General features: G+C 71.7%; 15 protein-coding genes. 6 read left to right on the forward strand and 9 right to left on the reverse strand.

The window, feature by feature from the left end:
- Positions 1-96: 96 nt before the first annotated feature.
- From ACFVYF_RS31200 to ACFVYF_RS31210, 3 genes are all read right to left on the reverse strand, one after another.
- A complete protein-coding gene (locus ACFVYF_RS31200) occupies positions 97-1,431 on the reverse strand; it encodes a DUF2637 domain-containing protein (protein ID WP_389460754.1) in 1,335 nt (444 codons plus the stop codon).
- A 191-nt stretch (positions 1,432-1,622) separates the two neighbouring features.
- Positions 1,623-2,501, reverse strand: coding sequence for a DUF3558 family protein (locus tag ACFVYF_RS31205; protein ID WP_389460756.1), 879 nt, complete (start codon positions 2,499-2,501; stop codon positions 1,623-1,625).
- A gap of 147 nt (positions 2,502-2,648) precedes the next feature.
- Entirely contained in the window at positions 2,649-3,482 is an 834-nt protein-coding gene (locus ACFVYF_RS31210; protein ID WP_389460757.1) for a DUF3558 domain-containing protein, read from the reverse strand.
- A gap of 204 nt (positions 3,483-3,686) precedes the next feature.
- Between ACFVYF_RS31210 and ACFVYF_RS31215 the strand changes: the two genes are divergently transcribed.
- Positions 3,687-4,880 (forward strand): RtcB family protein, encoded by a 1,194-nt coding sequence (locus tag ACFVYF_RS31215; RefSeq protein ID WP_389460759.1) that lies wholly within the window; start codon positions 3,687-3,689, stop codon positions 4,878-4,880.
- A gap of 135 nt (positions 4,881-5,015) precedes the next feature.
- On the opposite strand, the gene ACFVYF_RS31220 is transcribed toward ACFVYF_RS31215, so the two are convergent.
- Positions 5,016-5,783 (reverse strand): SDR family NAD(P)-dependent oxidoreductase, encoded by a 768-nt coding sequence (locus ACFVYF_RS31220; RefSeq protein ID WP_389460761.1) that lies wholly within the window; start codon positions 5,781-5,783, stop codon positions 5,016-5,018.
- A 173-nt stretch (positions 5,784-5,956) separates the two neighbouring features.
- The gene (locus ACFVYF_RS31225; RefSeq protein WP_389460763.1) at positions 5,957-6,295 is read right to left on the reverse strand and encodes a YnfA family protein; all 339 of its coding nucleotides are present in this window, start codon (positions 6,293-6,295) and stop codon (positions 5,957-5,959) included.
- A gap of 180 nt (positions 6,296-6,475) precedes the next feature.
- Here ACFVYF_RS31225 and ACFVYF_RS31230 point away from each other — a divergent pair, with 180 nt between their 5' ends.
- Positions 6,476-6,967 (forward strand): hypothetical protein, encoded by a 492-nt coding sequence (locus tag ACFVYF_RS31230; RefSeq protein ID WP_389460765.1) that lies wholly within the window; start codon positions 6,476-6,478, stop codon positions 6,965-6,967.
- Between the two features lie 396 nt (positions 6,968-7,363).
- Positions 7,364-7,870: a MarR family winged helix-turn-helix transcriptional regulator gene (locus ACFVYF_RS31235; protein WP_389460767.1), complete on the forward strand. Its 507-nt coding sequence runs from the start codon at positions 7,364-7,366 to the stop codon at positions 7,868-7,870.
- A 6-nt stretch (positions 7,871-7,876) separates the two neighbouring features.
- On the opposite strand, the gene ACFVYF_RS31240 is transcribed toward ACFVYF_RS31235, so the two are convergent.
- Positions 7,877-8,275 (reverse strand): winged helix-turn-helix transcriptional regulator, encoded by a 399-nt coding sequence (locus ACFVYF_RS31240; RefSeq protein ID WP_389460769.1) that lies wholly within the window; start codon positions 8,273-8,275, stop codon positions 7,877-7,879.
- A 137-nt stretch (positions 8,276-8,412) separates the two neighbouring features.
- Between ACFVYF_RS31240 and ACFVYF_RS31245 the strand changes: the two genes are divergently transcribed.
- Positions 8,413-9,303 carry an NADP-dependent oxidoreductase gene (locus ACFVYF_RS31245; protein ID WP_389460771.1) on the forward strand — a complete coding sequence of 297 codons (891 nt, stop codon included), beginning with the start codon at positions 8,413-8,415 and terminating at the stop codon, positions 9,301-9,303.
- A gap of 17 nt (positions 9,304-9,320) precedes the next feature.
- Here ACFVYF_RS31245 and ACFVYF_RS31250 read toward each other — a convergent pair whose 3' ends face one another.
- Together ACFVYF_RS31250 and ACFVYF_RS31255 are read right to left on the reverse strand one after the other, a co-directional pair.
- Positions 9,321-10,739 carry an MFS transporter gene (locus ACFVYF_RS31250; RefSeq protein ID WP_389460773.1) on the reverse strand — a complete coding sequence of 473 codons (1,419 nt, stop codon included), beginning with the start codon at positions 10,737-10,739 and terminating at the stop codon, positions 9,321-9,323.
- 117 nt (positions 10,740-10,856) lie between these two features.
- A complete protein-coding gene (locus ACFVYF_RS31255; RefSeq protein WP_389460775.1) occupies positions 10,857-11,675 on the reverse strand; it encodes a DUF6597 domain-containing transcriptional factor in 819 nt (272 codons plus the stop codon).
- Between the two features lie 252 nt (positions 11,676-11,927).
- On the opposite strand from ACFVYF_RS31255, the gene ACFVYF_RS31260 reads away from it, so the two are divergent.
- Together ACFVYF_RS31260 and ACFVYF_RS31265 are read left to right on the forward strand one after the other, a co-directional pair.
- On the forward strand, positions 11,928-13,016 hold the full coding sequence (locus tag ACFVYF_RS31260; protein ID WP_389460777.1) for an LLM class flavin-dependent oxidoreductase: 1,089 nt from the start codon (positions 11,928-11,930) through the stop codon (positions 13,014-13,016).
- Positions 13,013-13,606, forward strand: a complete 594-nt coding sequence (locus tag ACFVYF_RS31265; RefSeq protein WP_389460779.1) for an FMN reductase — start codon at positions 13,013-13,015, stop codon at positions 13,604-13,606. Before ACFVYF_RS31260 ends, ACFVYF_RS31265 begins: the two co-directional genes overlap by 4 nt.
- Before the next feature lie 15 nt (positions 13,607-13,621).
- Here the strand turns inward: ACFVYF_RS31265 and ACFVYF_RS31270 are convergent, their stop codons facing one another.
- Positions 13,622-15,199 carry a hypothetical protein gene (locus ACFVYF_RS31270; protein WP_389460781.1) on the reverse strand — a complete coding sequence of 526 codons (1,578 nt, stop codon included), beginning with the start codon at positions 15,197-15,199 and terminating at the stop codon, positions 13,622-13,624.
- Positions 15,200-15,301 lie beyond the last annotated feature (102 nt).

Here is a 15,301-nt window from a genome sequence, read left to right on the forward strand (position 1 = left end):
GTCTCTCGGTTCGGCGCTGGCCCGCCCGTGTATCTTGGGGGGGGCGCCGGGTGATCACGGGGAGCCCCTCCTCGTATCCACGCATCCGCCCCGGACTCAGGCGATGTGGTCCTCCTCCAGCTCCGCGTTGAAGCGGTTCTGGAAACGGCTCATGTAGCGCTTCAGCTCACTGTCGGTCAGCGTGACGCCCCAGGTGGCCTCGACGTTGTTGCCGAACTCGCCTTTCGTGGGCAGCCCCTGGCCGTTTATCGACTGCCGGAACACCTGGTAGAAGCTCTCCTCGCGGGACTTCTCGTCGCCGAGCGGCGCCTGCTCCTCCCGCGGCCCGGGAATCGGCAGCTGCTCCGGCTCCGCAGCCGCGCCCTCGCCCAGCTGACGGGTGCGGCCCGGACCCGCCGGGATCGGGAAGCTCCCCGTCTCCTCGGGACCCGGCTCGAACTGCTGCGACTGCTGCTCCTCGTACCACTGCTCGTACTGCTCCTCGGGCACGTACGTGGGGTCGTAACCGCCCTCGTAGACGACCTCCTGCGGAGCCTGCGCCGAGAACCACGGGCTCTCCGGCCCCGCGTCCTGCTGCTCCTGCCCGTACTCCGTCTGCTCGGCGTACTGGTCGGCCTCGGGATCCCGGCGCTGCTCGACGGGAGACACCGCCCCGGCGCGTACGGGCTCACCGCCCGCCGCACGGGTGTCGGTGGCCGTGCCGAGCTGCGGGTGCCGCGGGGCCGGCGGCAGCAGCGCCGGCTCGATACCGGCCGCCGCGAGGCCCGCCGGGGCCGTCTCGGCGAGCGGGACACCGTACCGGGCGAGCCGCAGCGGCATCAGGGACTCCACCGGCGCCTTGCGGCGCCAGGCGCGGCCGAAGCGGGAGCGCAGCCGGGCCTGGTACACCAGACGCTCCTGCTCCAGCTTGATGACCTGGTCGTAGGAACGCAGCTCCCACAGCTTCATCCGGCGCCACAGCAGGAAGGTCGGCACCGGGGAGAGCAGCCAGCGGGTGAGGCGGACGCCCTCCATGTGCTTGTCCGCCGTGATGTCCGCGATCCGGCCGATCGCGTGCCGCGCGGCCTCGACCGACACGACGAACAGGATCGGGATCACCGCGTGCATCCCGACGCCCAGCGGATCGGGCCAGGCCGCGGCGCCGTTGAACGCGATCGTCGCCACCGTCAGCAGCCACGCCGTCTGGCGCAGCAGCGGGAACGGGATACGGATCCAGGTCAGCAGCAGATCCAGGGCGAGCAGGACGCAGATACCCGCGTCGATGCCGATCGGGAACACGTACGAGAAGTTCCCGAAGCCCTTCTTGAGGGCGAGCTCACGGACGGCCGCATACGAACCGGCGAAGCCGATGCCGGCGATGACCACCGCTCCCGCGACGACCACGCCGATGAGAATGCGGTGCGTCCGAGTGAGCTGCACTGGCGCGGCCACCGGTAATCCCCTCCCCTTGCGTGTTGTTGCGCGCAACAGGGTGGCACATGTGTACGGCGTACGGGTGGCCGGTCCGTCAGGAGCCCGGCTCGCGCGGCACCGGGCTCCTGCAAGTGGCCTGACTGGCAGGCGAGTTGAGCGACGGCTCGGCCGTCAACTCGCCCCGGCGCCGGCCCTCGGCCGGAGCCTCGTCAGGCCTTCTTGGCGGACTTGGACGGCGAGGCGGACTTGGCCGGCGAGGCACTCGCCTTGCCGGACTTCGACGGCTTCGACGAGGGCGACGACGACTTGGCCGCCGACTTCGACGGGGAGGCGCTCGCCTTGCCGCCGTCCCCGTTCGCGGCGGACACCGCGGCCACCGCCTCCTTGGCCGCCTTCTCCGTGGCCTTCACCAGATCACCGGCGTCGGGAGACTTCTCACCCGCGAGACCCGCGCCGTTGTAGTCGACGGTGATGACGACGTTCTCGACGCGCGTCACGACCGACTGCTGCTTGAAGGTGCCTTCCTTCTTCTTCAGTTCGTAGCGCACGGCCGTCGCCTCGTCGCCCGTCCCGGACACCGGCTCCGACTTGGTGTTCTTCGCGCCGGTCACCGCCTGCGCGCCCTTGACCTGCTTCTCGTAGTACGCGTGCGCCAGCTTGTCGCCCGCGCCACGCGAGTCCGAGTCGAAGCGCAGCATCGCCACGTTCAGCCAGCGGTACTGCGAGCCCTTCACGCCATTGCTGTCGAGGCTGTCCCAGTAGCAGTTGCCGCGCGTCGCGATGTCGTCGGACTTGCCTTCTTTGCCGGACTTCTTGGCCTTCGGGACCAGATCGCCCAAGGTCTTCTTCGACACCACCGAACACGGCTCGGGCAGCTTCGCGTACGCGGCCGCCGCGATCTTGCTCGGCGAAGCACTCGCCGACGCCGCACTCTCGTCGGCAGCCTTCTTCGCGTCGTCACCGGAGCCGGAGTCCGAGGAACAGCCGGCGACGACGAGCATCGCCGGGACGGCGGCGGCGCACACAAGGATGCGGTCGCGTCGCCGTACTCGCTGGTCTCGCTGGGCTCGCTGTGCAGGTCGGTGCATGGTTCCTTCACTCAAGACGGCTCGTGGGTCGGGCGCACACGGCACGTGCGACCGGTCGGTCCGAGGGGCCACGGTACGCGGTGAGCGCACGGAGCGTTTCCGGTTCAGGGGGTTCGGCAGGGCGGCCGGGGCGGCCCCGCGGACCCCCTACGCGTTGAACGCCGCGACCAGGTCCTGAGCCAGTTTCAGGGCCCTGTCCTGCGATTCCTCGCTGTCCGGGACGGCGCCGGCCTGAGCCGGCTGCTCCTCGTACTCGATCGTCACGACCACATTGGACGTGCGGAACACCACAGTCACCGTGCGCTGCTGGGCGGTCGAACCGGACGTGCTCAGCTGGTCGTCGAGGAACGCCTCGTCGCCGAGACCGTCGAGCGTGCGGGGCTGGAGATCGGCCGGGGTCCCACTCGCCGTGGCCGACCCGGAGGGGGTGCCCTCATCGGAGCCCGTGTCCCCGGCGGAGCCGGACGGCGTGCTCTGAGGCGTCGAACCCTCCGCCGAGGAGCCGGAGCCGGCGGTGTCCGACCTGGAGGGCTCGGGCAGATCCGCCGCGTCCTCCTTGGCCGTGTACACCTTCGACGCCCTGGCGGCGTCGCTCACGGAGTTGTCGTACGACACCACCCGCTCGAAGTCGACGAAGAGATGGTCCGTCGCGTCCGTCGACTCCACCTTCCAGCGGCAGCCGACCTTCCGGTCCGTGTCGTACGTCTGCGTCGCCTCGCCGGCGTACGCCTTCTCGCGCTGCTGCTCGTCCGTGAGCTGCTCGATCCCGGGCAGCAGCGAGTCCAGCGAGCTGTGGTCCACCGCGGCGCACGCCTCGGGCAGAGTGCGGTACTTGCCGGGCTGGGCCGCGGTCGCCGACGCGGTGGTGTCGCCGGCCTTGGAGTCGCCCTCCTCGCCGCCGTTGCCCGAGCTGCCGGTGCAACCGGCCAGCAGTGCCGCGAGGAGCACGGTGGCGCCGGGTACGTACGCCTTCCGCTGCATGCTGAGGCTCCTCTCGACGGGGCCCACGGTTCGGTCCTGGGCTGGTGTCCTGTGGTTATTCGCTTGCCGCACGAGGGCGGCCGCTGGGAACAATGTGTATCGCACGCACTGCCGTGACCGCTGGTCCGTTGTCCTATACGTCGACCTTGGCGCCGGATTTGCGATGTGAGACTTCTGTTGGTTTTCCGGGGGAATGAGGACGAAATGTCGTACGTGGAAGTGCCGGGCGCGAAGGTTCCCATCCGTATGTGGACCGATCCGGCCTCGGTCGAGGACGTCGCCCTGCGCCAGCTCCAGAACGTCGCGACCCTGCCCTGGATCAAGGGCCTCGCCGTCATGCCGGACGTGCACTACGGCAAGGGCGCGACGGTCGGTTCCGTCATCGCGATGCGGGACGCGGTGTGCCCGGCGGCGGTGGGGGTGGACATCGGCTGCGGGATGTCCGCGGTCAAGACGTCTCTGACGGCCAATGATCTGCCGGGGGACCTTTCGCGGCTCCGGTCGAAGATCGAGGAGGCCATTCCGGTGGGGCGGGGGATGCATGACTCTCCCGTCGAGCCGGGGCGGTTCCATGGGCTCGCCACGGCGGGGTGGGACGACTTCTGGGGGCGGTTCGACGGGGTTGCGCAGGCGGTGAAGTTCCGGGAGGAGCGGGCCGTGAAGCAGATGGGAACGCTCGGCGGGGGAAATCACTACATCGAGCTTCTCCTCGATTCCGAGGGTGTCGTGTGGCTCACGCTTCATTCCGGGTCCCGCAACATCGGCAAGGAACTGGCCGAGTACCACATCGGCGTTGCGCAGCAGCTCCCGCACAACCAGGGCCTGGTCGACCGCGATCTCGCGGTGTTCGTCTCCGACACCCCGCAGATGGCGGCCTACCGGAACGACCTCTACTGGGCGCAGGAGTACGCCAAGCACAACCGCACCCTCATGATGGCGCTCCTCAAGGACGTGGTCCGCAAGGAGTTCAAGAAGGCGAAGCCGGTCTTCGAGCAGGAGATCTCCTGCCACCACAACTACGTGGCGGAGGAGCGGTACGAGGGGATGGACCTGCTCGTCACCCGCAAGGGCGCGATCCGTGCGGGCTCAGGCGAGTACGGGATCATCCCCGGCTCGATGGGCACGGGTTCGTACATCGTGAAGGGTCTCGGCAACCAGAAGGCGTTCAACTCGGCGTCGCACGGCGCCGGCCGGCGCATGAGCCGCAATGCCGCGAAGCGCCGCTTCACGACGAAGGACCTGGAGGAGCAGACGCGGGGTGTGGAGTGCCGCAAGGACTCCGGCGTCGTGGACGAGATCCCGGGTGCGTACAAGCCGATCGAGCAGGTGATGGACCAGCAGCGTGACCTCGTGGAGGTCGTGGCGAAGCTGAAGCAGTTCGTCTGCGTGAAGGGTTAGCGGGTCAGCCACCGGGGAGCCCGCTCCTCGGTGGTCAAGCCCTTGGCCGGGACGGGGCGCCTACGTGCGGGTGCGGGTGTGCCGGTGCCGGTGCGGGTGTCGATAGGGGAGCCGGTAGGGGCGTCGGATCCGCCGTCACAGGTCTCGGTGGATCTTCGTGTTCGACGCCTGGGCCCGGGGGCGGACGATGAGGAGGTCGATGTTGACGTGGCTGGGACGGGTGATGGCCCAGGTGATGGTCTCGGCGACGTCGTCCGCGGTGAGCGGCTCGGCCACGCCCGCGTAGACCTTCGCCGCCTTCTCCTCGTCCCCGCCGAACCGCGTCAGCGCGAACTCGTCCGTCCTGACCATGCCGGGTGCCACCTCGACGACCCGGACCGGCGTACCGACGATCTCCAGCCGGAGCGTCTCCGCGAGGACGTGCTCCGCGTGCTTGGCGGCGACATAGCCGCCGCCGCCCTCGTACGTGCCGTGGCCGGCGGTCGAGGAGAGCACGACGACCGTTCCGTCGCCGCTCGCCGTCAGGGCGGGGAGCAGGGCCTGGGTCACGTTCAGGGTGCCGATGACGTTCGTCTCGTACATCTGGCGCCAGTCCGCCGGGTCGCCGGTCGCGACCGGGTCGGCGCCGAGGGCTCCACCCGCGTTGTTGACCAGGACGCCGACCGTCTTGAACGCGGAGGCGAACTCGTCGACCGCCACGCGGTCCGTGATGTCCAGCGCGTACGCCGTCGCCTGGCCGCCCGCAGCCGTCAGCTCCGCCGCCAGGGCCTCGATGCGGTCCTTGCGGCGGGCGGTGAGCACGACGCGGTAGCCCGCCGCGGCGAGCTGCCTGGCCGTCGCGGCGCCGATGCCGCTGCTCGCGCCGGTGACTACGGCGATGCGGGAGGCGGCTGAGGGGGTCATTGCGGCTGCTCCTCGGTGCGGTTGGTGCGGTTGGTGCGGTGTCTTGGGGTGCGTGTGGGGCGTGCGGTGTCTCTGGGGTGCGGTGCCGGCGTGCGTGGTGCGTGGGCGCGCCTTGCGGCCAGGATAAGTGGCGGTCCGGAGGGACGGCTTGTCGGCCGGGGTTGGGCCGTGGCTCAGTTGCCGCCTCGCGGGGCGTACATGATGACCGCCATGCCGGCGAGGCAGATCAGCGCGCCCGTCACGTCCCAGCGGTCCGGGCGGTAACCGTCCGCGACCATGCCCCAGGCCAGCGAGCCGGCGACGAACACTCCGCCGTACGCGGCGAGGATGCGGCCGAACGCGGCATCCGGCTGCAGCGTGGCGACGAAGCCGTAGGTGCCCAGGGCCAGTACGCCGGCGCCGGTCCACAGCCAGCCGCGGTGCTCCCGTACGCCTTGCCAGACCAGCCAGGCGCCGCCGATCTCGAACAGTGCGGCGAGGAGGAAGAGGGCGCAGGAGCGCAGGACGAGCATGAGGTCACCCTCGCATGCGGTACGTCCCGGCGGGTTCGCGTGTCTCACCTGATGGGCGGCGCCTGGGGGGCGTCGTGGGTGGGATACATGCGGTGACGTGACAGGTGGACTCGTGAGTGGTGGTGGCGGTGGCGACGGTCTGGGTCGCCCGCGCCGCCGTCGTGGAGGAGGAGCGGGCGTATGCGGAAGTTCTGTGCGGCGGGTGCGGGCGTGGGTGCGGGTGGAGTGCTGCTGGCCGTGGCGGGCGGGAGTGCGGCCGCCGGTGCCGCTGCCGCGCCCGAGGCGGATCTCGCCTATCACGGGTACGTCGCCATGGAGGGCGGCCGTGTCGATGTGCGGATGACTCCCCGGAACCACGGTCCCGCCGACGTCACGGACGCGACCGTACGGCTGCGGTGGTCGGCGCCGCTCGCCGATCGGCAGGAGCTGCCCGAGGGGTGTGCTCGGGCGGGGGCGCGGGCGGTGCTGTGCCGGACGGGGGCGTTGGCGGCGGACGATGTGGGGGCGGAGATTCGGCTGCGCGTGCGGTTGGCGGGGGCCGGGGTCCGGGTGCCGGCCGAGGTGACCTTGGTGATCGACACGGTGTGGAGCGGGGGTGCGGTGGACCGGAATCACCAGAACGACCGGCGGCAGGTGCTGGCGTTGGATACGGGGGATGCGTACGCGTTCTAGGGGGTGCGCTGCCGGTGCGCTGTCGCGGTTCGTCTTCCGGCCGTGGGTGGGTCGGGTCCGAGCCGGCACATCCACCCGTCGCCCTACCGGCTGTCTTGTTTGCTGGGGGCGCTCGGTTGGTTGTTCTGACGCATGGCGACGGGCATGTGATGTACCGGCACGGCCCCTTCGGTGCGTGGGCGACTGCGGGTGGGTGGGGGCGGGCGCAGGGGCACTCCGCAGCGCCGGGCCCGCCGAGCCGCGCCGGCACCCGCGCCGGGTGCCCATGCAGGAAGGGGACCGGACCTGCCTGGGCGGCACTCCGTACGTGCCGGGTTCGTCGGCCCACCCGGGCGTCGGCACCCGCTTCGGGGCCCGGCACCCGGGGACGGGGTAGTTGCGTCGTACGATTTCTGCATGGCGCAGAGGAGAGACGCGGGGGAGAACAAGAGGACGCGGCTGCTGGACGAGCTGTCGTCGGAGTCGCGCCGGTACATGGCCTCGTACGCCCTGTTCAACCAGGCGGTCGCCGACCATCTGGATCTGCATCCGACGGACCTGCAGTGCCTGAACCTCCTCAGCCTGGAGGGTGCCCCGGTGACCACGGGCCGGATCGCCGAGCTGACGGGCCTGACGACCGGGTCGGCGACCCGGCTGGTGGACCGGCTGGAGCGCGCGGGCTACGTCGTGCGGGAACGGGACGCCACCGACCGGCGTCGCGTCCTCGTGGCGACCGTGCCCGAGAAGGCGGCCGAGCTCGGGCGGATGTGGGACCGGCTGAGCGTCGGCTGGCACGAACTCTTCGACGGGCTGGACGAGGGCGAACTGGCCCTGATCATCGGGCACATGCGCCGCACCGTGGAATTCAGCGCGGCCCAGGTCACCCGCCTCCGCGACGGGATGCTCGACACCCCGGAGGCGTAACCGGGGTTACGACGCCTCGTCGTACCGCCCCCGCGCCTCGTTGACCTCCTCGATGTGCAGCTCCGCCCAGTCCTTCACGGCGGACAGCAGGCAGCTGAGGCTGTGCCCGAGCGGGGTGAGCTCGTAGTCGACGCGGACCGGCACGGACGGGGTCACGGTGCGGGCGAGGATTCCGTCGCGCTCCAGTGAACGCAGCGTCTGCGTCAGCATCTTGGGGCTGACGCCCGCGATCCTGCGGCCGAGGTCGCTGTAGCGCATGGGGCCACCGGCGAGCGCGCACACCACGAGGCTGACCCACTTGTCGCTGATCCTGGTGAGGAGCTGGTTGGTGGGGCAGTTCTTGATGAACGCGTCGTACTCGACGCGTGCCTGCTCGCGCCGCTGGGCCGCCGTCGTGGTCGCCATGCTCACCTCCGGGTGACGTACGCACCTTCAGGTGCCTACTTACCGAAGGATAGTAACTCTTCCTAGGGTTGTCGCTGCGGAAAAGAAATCGGTAGCAGCGAAGAGCAGTAGCAATCCTTTGAAGCGGGAGAAATGCCATGCGAGCTGTAGTGGTGACGTCCTTCGGTGGGCCCGAGGTGGTCGCGGTCGTGGAGACCGCGGTGCCGGAGCCGGCCGCCCGGCAGGTGCGGATCAAGGTCTCCGGCGCCGCGCTGAATCCGGTCGACGCCGGTGTGCGCGCGGGTGTCTTCGGGGGCGCGGGCAAAGCACTGGGCCTCGGCTGGGATGTGGCGGGGACGGTCGACGCGACGGGCGTGGCGACCGGCTGGACCGTCGGTGACGAGGTGGTCGCCCTGTCCTACGGCACCGCCAAACCCTTCGGCACGCACGCCGAGTACGTGATCGTGGACGCCGACGCCGTGGCGAAGGCGCCGGCCTCGGTGGACGCCGTGCACGCCGCGACCATCCCCCTGAACGCGCTCACCGCCGCCCAGGCCCTGGACCTGCTGGCCCTGGAACCGGGGCAGAGCCTGCTGGTGAGCGGGGCGGCGGGCGCGGTCGGCGGCTATGCCGTGCAACTGGCCGCGCACCGCGGGATATCCGTGACCGGGCTCGCCCGGGCGGCCGACGAGGAGTTCGTCCGGTCCCTGGGGGCGGACCGGTTCGTGTCGGGGGCCGTCGCTGCGGGCAGCGTGGACGCGGTGCTGGACGCCGCGGTCCTCGGGGAGAGCGCGCTGGAGTGGGTGCGGGACGGTGGCACGTACGTCGGCGTGATTCCGCAGGCGCACCCGGCCTCCGTGCGGGGCGTGCGGACCGACGCGGTGGAGGTGAGCGCCGACGGTGCGCGGCTGGCGGAGCTGGTGGCCCTCGTCGACGCGGGGGTGCTGACCGCGCGAGTCGCCGAGACGTACGCCCTGGACGAGGCGGCCAAGGCGCACGCACGGCTGGCGGAGGGCGGGCTGCGGGGCCGGCTGGTGCTGGTCCCCTGAGCCCACCCGGTGCGCGCTCAGTGGTGCTGTTCCTGTGCCGTGCGCGGCAGCAGCCGTACGAGGGGGCAGCACACGAGGGCGACGGCGGCGACCACGGTGAGGCTCACGGCGGTGGCGTGGGCCTCACCGCCGCCGGTCTTGAAGTAGACGGTGGTGACGGTGGCCGCCCCGACCGCGTTGCTGAGCTGCTGCACCGCGCCGAGTGAGCCACCGGCGCTGCCGGCCTCGCTCGGGGCGATGTCGCCGATCGCGACGTCGTACATCGAACCGAAGCACGTGCCCATGCCGAGACCGGCCACGAGCAGGGGCGGGACCAGGGCCCACCCGCCGGTGTCCGTGCCGGAGGTGGTGACCAGGGCGAGCAGCCAGGCCGTCCCGGCGAGCGTGATCAGCAGACCGGCGAGCACGAGCCGGCGCCCGAACCTGCCGATCAGCCGGTAGCAGGCGACGGACGCGATGACGATGCCCGCGGACAGCGGCATGAGAGCGAGGGCGGCACCCGTGGGGGAGCGGCCGAGTCCCTGCTGGAGGAAGAGGGAGATCACGTAGAGGAGTCCGGCGACGGCGGCGAAGAACACGGCGCCGACGAGGAGTCCTGAGGTGAAGCCGCGGTTGTGCAGCAGGGAGGGCTGGATCAGCGGGTTCGCGGCGGTGCGCTGACGGTGGCAGAACGCGGCGAAGAGGGCGAGCCCGGCGAGGAGAAGCAGCACGGGACTCGCGGACCAGCCGTGGGCGGAGCCGTCGATGAGCCCGGCGAGCAGGCCGAACATCGCGCCGGCGAGCAGGGCGGAGCCGGGACCGTCGACGGCGATCGTGCGGTCGCCGTCGTCGCGGGGCAGCAGCCTGGCGGCGGCGAGGAGGGCGGCGGAGCCGAGCAGCAGGTTGATGAGGAACATCGGACGCCAGCCGAGGCCGCCGAGGTCCGCGTCGACGAGGAAGCCGGCCAGGATCGGGCCGCCGACCGCCGAGAGCCCCATGACGGGCCCGAAGAGGCTGAACGCCTTTCCGATCTGGTCGCGGGGCCAGGTCGCGCCGAGGATGCCGAAGCCCTGGGGGATGACGAGGGCGCCGAACGCGCCCTGCGCCAGCCGGGCGACGACGAGTGTGCCGGGGTCCGCGGCCAGGCCGCAGGCGACCGAGGCGACGGTGAATCCCGCGAGCCCGGCGAGGAAGAGGCGGCGGCGCCCGTACTTGTCGCCGAGCCGGCCGCCGAGGACGAGCAGCACACCGAGCGCGAGGGCGTACGAGGCGCCGAGCCACTGGATCAGGGCCGCGCCACCGCCGAGGTCCTGGGCGATGGTCGGGGCGGCGATGTTGGTGATCGTGGCGTCGAGGAGGTCGAGGACGTCGGCGGCGAGGACGACGCCGAGGATCGCCCAGCGGGTCCGGGCGGGCGGATGCGAGGTTTCTTTTGTGTCATGCAGTATCTGTGTCACGCAGATAAATGTGAGGCATGAGGGGAGCGGCGTCAACCCGGTTTGCCGGTCGGGAATCCGCGATGCCCTGTGCCCGTGCCGAACCGCACGAGTGCGGCGCCCCCGCGGAGGGTGCGGCTACGGCCGCTGGTTCCCGCCCGCGTACGCCGTCGGCGGCACTCCCACCGTCGCCGTGAAGTCCCGTACGAGATGGGCCTGGTCGGCATAGCCGAGGTCGGCGGCGAGGGCTGCCCAGTCCACCTCGTGGGAGGTCTCCGCGTGCTCCAGCGCCTCGTGGATGCGATACCGGAGGATGATCCACTTCGGGCCGACGCCGACGTACGCGGAGAAGAGGCGCTGCAGAGCGCGGACCGACATGCCTTCCGCGCGGGCGAAGTCGTCGACTCGGCGGATCGCGCGGTCCCGGCGGATGCGGTCGGCCAGCGCCATCGCCAGATCGGCCTGCGGGTCGGGCGCCGGTCCGAGGCCCAGGAGGAACGCGTCGAGGGCCGCCACGCGCGCGTGCTCGTCGTCCGGAGTCAGTACGGCGTCGACGGCGGCCCCCTCCGGGGAGGGGAACACGGCCCCGAGCGGGACCCGCTCACCCGTGAGGGACGTCAGTGGCCGCTCCGGCGCGAACGGTCGGAAGCCCCCGGGCCGGAACTGGATCCCGCACACCCGCCCCCGCCCCTCCAGCTTCTGCGTGAACAGCTCGAGCCCGATGCCCGACACCTCACCGGACGGCGCCCGGCCCGCGTACCGCTGGAAGACGATGTTCACGGACGGGTGCGGGACGACATGGGAGGCGTACGGCTCCGTGAGGTCCCAGTCGATCAGCCAGTAGTGCTCCAGATAGGGCCGCAGCGGCTCGGCCGGTTCATGGCGGCGGAAGCGCACGCGCGCGAAGAGCTCCGGGGCGTCGACGATGCCTCGGGTGTCACGGCGTGGGGCGGCCATGACGGGATCGTAGGCCGGGGCACCGACAATCGGCGATGGGCCGTTGCGGCGTGTGCCCTGCGTCCGCCGTACTGCCGTACTGCCGTACCGCCGGCCGCACGTCGCACGCCACCCGGTGCACGCCGCAAGCTGCCCGCCGTAAGCCGCCCTCCCTGCGCCGCGCGCCGCCCGCCGGCGACGGCGGAATACTCGCGGCCGCCTCACCGTTTGCCGGTATAGTTGAATCGTAAACAACCTGGAGGGTGAGCGACCATGCAGTTCGGGATCTTCAGCGTCGGTGATGTGACACCGGACCCGACCACGGGCCGGACGCCGACCGAGCACGAGCGCATCAAGGCCATGGTCGCCATCGCGCAGAAGGCCGAGGAAGTCGGCCTGGACGTCTTCGCGACCGGCGAGCACCACAACCCGCCGTTCGTGCCGTCGTCCCCGACCACGATGCTCGGCTATGTCGCGGCCAGGACCGAGAGGCTGATCCTCTCCACCTCCACCACCCTCATCACCACCAACGACCCGGTGAAGATCGCCGAGGACTTCGCGATGCTCCAGCATCTGGCGGAGGGCCGGGTCGACGTGATGATGGGCCGCGGCAACACCGGTCCGGTCTACCCGTGGTTCGGGCAGGACATCCGCCAGGGCATCAACCTCGCCGTCGAGAACTACGCGCTGCTGCACCGGCTCTGGCGCGAGGACGTGGTGACCTGGGAGGGCAAATTCCGTACGCCGCTGCAGTCGTTCACCTCGACCCCGCGGCCGCTGGACGGCGTACCGCCGTTCGTCTGGCACGGCTCCATCCGCTCGCCGGAGATCGCCGAACAGGCCGCTTACTACGGCGACGGCTTCTTCCACAACAACATCTTCTGGCCGGCCGACCACACGAAGAAGATGGTCGAGCTGTACCGCGAGCGGTACGCGCACTACGGGCACGGCACCGCCGAGCAGGCGATCGTCGGGCTCGGCGGCCAGGTGTTCATGCGGCGCAACTCGCAGGAAGCGGTACGGGAGTTCCGGCCCTACTTCGACAACGCGCCGGTGTACGGGCACGGGCCCTCCCTGGAGGACTTCACCGACCAGACACCGCTGACCGTCGGCTCGCCGCAGCAGGTGATTGAGAAGACCCTCTCCTTCCGGGAGTACGCCGGTGACTACCAGCGTCAGCTGTTCCTGGTGGACCACGCCGGGCTGCCGCTGAAGTCGGTCCTCGAACAGCTCGACATGCTGGGCGAGGAGGTCGTCCCCGTCCTGCGCGAGGAGTTCGCCAAGGGCCGCCCGGCCGACGTGCCCGACGCGCCCACCCACGCGGCCCGCGTGGCCGCCGACCAGGAGGTGACCGCCGTATGAAGCTCGTCGTCGTCTCGGCGGGGCTGAGCGTCCCGTCGTCCACCCGGCTGCTGGCCGACCGGCTGGCCACCGCGACCGCCGGGCGGACCCCGGCGGAGGTCGAGGTCGTCGAACTGCGCGACCTGGCCGTCGAGATCGCCCACAACCTCACCAACGGATTCCCCGGACGGGCGCTCGGTGCCGCGCTCGACGCGGTGACGGCCGCGGACGGACTGATCGTCGTCACGCCCGTCTTCTCCGCCTCCTACAGCGGTCTGTTCAAGTCCTTCTTCGACGTGCTGAGCGTCCGTGAGAAGGACGCGCTCGCCGGAAAGCCGGTCCTGATCGCGGCGACCGGCGGCACGGCCCGGCACTCGCTGGTGCTGGAACACGCGCTGCGGCCGCTCTTCGCGTATCTGCGGGCCGTCGTCGTGCCGACCGCGGTGTACGCGGCCTCGGAGGACTGGGGCGCGGAGGGGCTGGCCGAGCGGATCGACCGGGCGGCCGGTGAACTCGCCGCCCTCATGGGGGCCGTTCCGGTCCGGACCCGGGAAGCCGGGCCCGCGGCGGTGGTCCCCTTCGAGGAACAGCTCGCCGCGCTGCGGCGGTGAACGGAGCCGGGGCCGTCAGGACGGCGTGGTGCGCGGGGCGCGCCACGCCGTCCAGCCGTGCGTGCCCGGAAGCTTGTACGGCCTCCAGTCGCGGGCGTAGTGCGGTGGCCGCCCGCCACCGGCCGTGAGGACCGCGGTGGGCTCCCGCTCGGCGCGTTGCACGATCGAACCCGCCGTCGTGGAGCGGTTGTTGCCGCTGGTCTCCGCGGACGCGCAGCCCGCGTCGTATCCCACCGGAAGCGCGTGCGGGCCCGCGACCAGACAGGGCGCGCGCAGCCCGAGCGCCCGCAGCCCGTCGGCGGCGGCCCGGTACCGCTGGTCGGTCGCGGCCACGTTCGCGACCTCGTGCCGCAACACCACGTACTGGCTGGCGAGTTGCAGCGCGAGCACCAGACCGACGGCCAGGGCGAGCGGCCGCCCGGCCCGCGCCACCCGGACGAGCACCCCCGCGACGGGCAGCGCGAGCAGCGCGTAAGCGGGCAGCAGGAAACGCGGCGCGGAGTAGCCGAGCAGCAGCAGATACGGCACCGAGAGGAAGACCGCGGCGGCCGCCGGTACGGCCGTACGGGCGCAGCCGCGCTCCCGGTCCCGTAGCCCGAGGGCCAGCGCGACGGCCGCGAGAAGCGGCAACGCCAGCCACCACAGGGTGAGTTCGGGGTGATGCGGCTGCACCGTGCACGGCCGGCACAGTTCGGGACCGTTCAGGCTGCGCCACGCGTTGTAGAAGTTGAGGTGCGGCCGCATCCCGCCCTCGGTGGCACCCGAGACCTGCAGCCGCTGCCCGATACCGCCGAAGCGGACGTACGCCTCCGCGACCCACTCGGCCGCGCCCACCGCCGGCCCCGCGAGCAGATACGGCAGGACGCGCCGCCGGGACCGTACGAGCAGGGCCGTCGCCAGCAGCGGGAGCGCGAGCCACCCCGCGTCCGGGGCCCGTACGAGCGCGACCGCCGCGAGACAGGCAGCCGTCCACCAGCCGGCGTACGGCTCCGCGGGCGCCCGGAGGAACCAGCCCGTCGCCGCCACCGCGCCCAGCGCCACCCACAGGTTGGGCATCGCCTCGGGCCCCGACAGCTCCGTGATCCACAGGCCCGCGAAGAGCAGGGCGGCGAGAGCGGTCGTCGTGCGGCCGGTCAGGGGGCGCCAGATCCGGTACACGGCGTAGAGGGCAGCCGCTGACAGCAGTGCCAGCGTCACCCGCAGCGCGAGCACCGAGTCCGTCAGCGCCAGCACCGGCGCCACCAGCACGCTCGTACCGCGCGACCGGGGCGCACTGAAGTAGGCGGCCGGGGTCCGGGGATCCACCTGCGACACGTAGACGGTCTCGTCCCAGCCGAGGTCATGCGCCAAGTGCGGCACGACGAGCACCAGTTGGACGAGCGCATAGGCGATCGCGACAGCCGCGAGGGCGAACTGCGCACGCCGGTCCGGCCATTGCGGCGGTACCCGGCCGGGGGGCGCGGGCCGCCCGGCGCGGGGGAGCGGCGCCGGGCGGTGGTCCGACCTGCCCGGAGCCGCGGGCGCGAGCCGCTGCGCGACCGGGGCTGGGCGCCGGCCCACCCCGGTGGTGCCGTCCGTCGCATGAATCGTCATCGTTGCCCCCTGGGACTGGTGCCTGCGCGGATGTGCGGCGGGTGCGGGTGCGGGTGCGGGTGGGGACGTGCGGTGGTGGTGCGGCGGGTGCGGGTGCGTGTT

The organism is Streptomyces sp. NPDC058274 (assembly GCF_042881375.1).
In the GTDB taxonomy this organism is placed as follows: domain Bacteria; phylum Actinomycetota; class Actinomycetes; order Streptomycetales; family Streptomycetaceae; genus Streptomyces.

What these genes read in the sequence shown, in the direction of transcription:
- ACFVYF_RS31205 (WP_389460756.1), bottom strand. Translation starts at nt 2,501, where the DNA reads ATGCACCGACCTGCACAGCGAGCCCAGCGAGACCAGCGAGTACGGCGA.
- ACFVYF_RS31210 (WP_389460757.1), bottom strand. Translation starts at nt 3,482, where the DNA reads ATGCAGCGGAAGGCGTACGTACCCGGCGCCACCGTGCTCCTCGCGGCA.
- ACFVYF_RS31215 (WP_389460759.1), top strand. Translation starts at nt 3,687, where the DNA reads ATGTCGTACGTGGAAGTGCCGGGCGCGAAGGTTCCCATCCGTATGTGG.
- ACFVYF_RS31220 (WP_389460761.1), bottom strand. Translation starts at nt 5,783, where the DNA reads ATGACCCCCTCAGCCGCCTCCCGCATCGCCGTAGTCACCGGCGCGAGC.
- ACFVYF_RS31225 (WP_389460763.1), bottom strand. Translation starts at nt 6,295, where the DNA reads ATGCTCGTCCTGCGCTCCTGCGCCCTCTTCCTCCTCGCCGCACTGTTC.
- ACFVYF_RS31230 (WP_389460765.1), top strand. Translation starts at nt 6,476, where the DNA reads ATGCGGAAGTTCTGTGCGGCGGGTGCGGGCGTGGGTGCGGGTGGAGTG.
- ACFVYF_RS31235 (WP_389460767.1), top strand. Translation starts at nt 7,364, where the DNA reads ATGGCGCAGAGGAGAGACGCGGGGGAGAACAAGAGGACGCGGCTGCTG.
- ACFVYF_RS31240 (WP_389460769.1), bottom strand. Translation starts at nt 8,275, where the DNA reads ATGGCGACCACGACGGCGGCCCAGCGGCGCGAGCAGGCACGCGTCGAG.
- ACFVYF_RS31245 (WP_389460771.1), top strand. Translation starts at nt 8,413, where the DNA reads ATGCGAGCTGTAGTGGTGACGTCCTTCGGTGGGCCCGAGGTGGTCGCG.
- ACFVYF_RS31255 (WP_389460775.1), bottom strand. Translation starts at nt 11,675, where the DNA reads ATGGCCGCCCCACGCCGTGACACCCGAGGCATCGTCGACGCCCCGGAG.
- ACFVYF_RS31260 (WP_389460777.1), top strand. Translation starts at nt 11,928, where the DNA reads ATGCAGTTCGGGATCTTCAGCGTCGGTGATGTGACACCGGACCCGACC.
- ACFVYF_RS31265 (WP_389460779.1), top strand. Translation starts at nt 13,013, where the DNA reads ATGAAGCTCGTCGTCGTCTCGGCGGGGCTGAGCGTCCCGTCGTCCACC.
- ACFVYF_RS31270 (WP_389460781.1), bottom strand. Translation starts at nt 15,199, where the DNA reads ATGACGATTCATGCGACGGACGGCACCACCGGGGTGGGCCGGCGCCCA.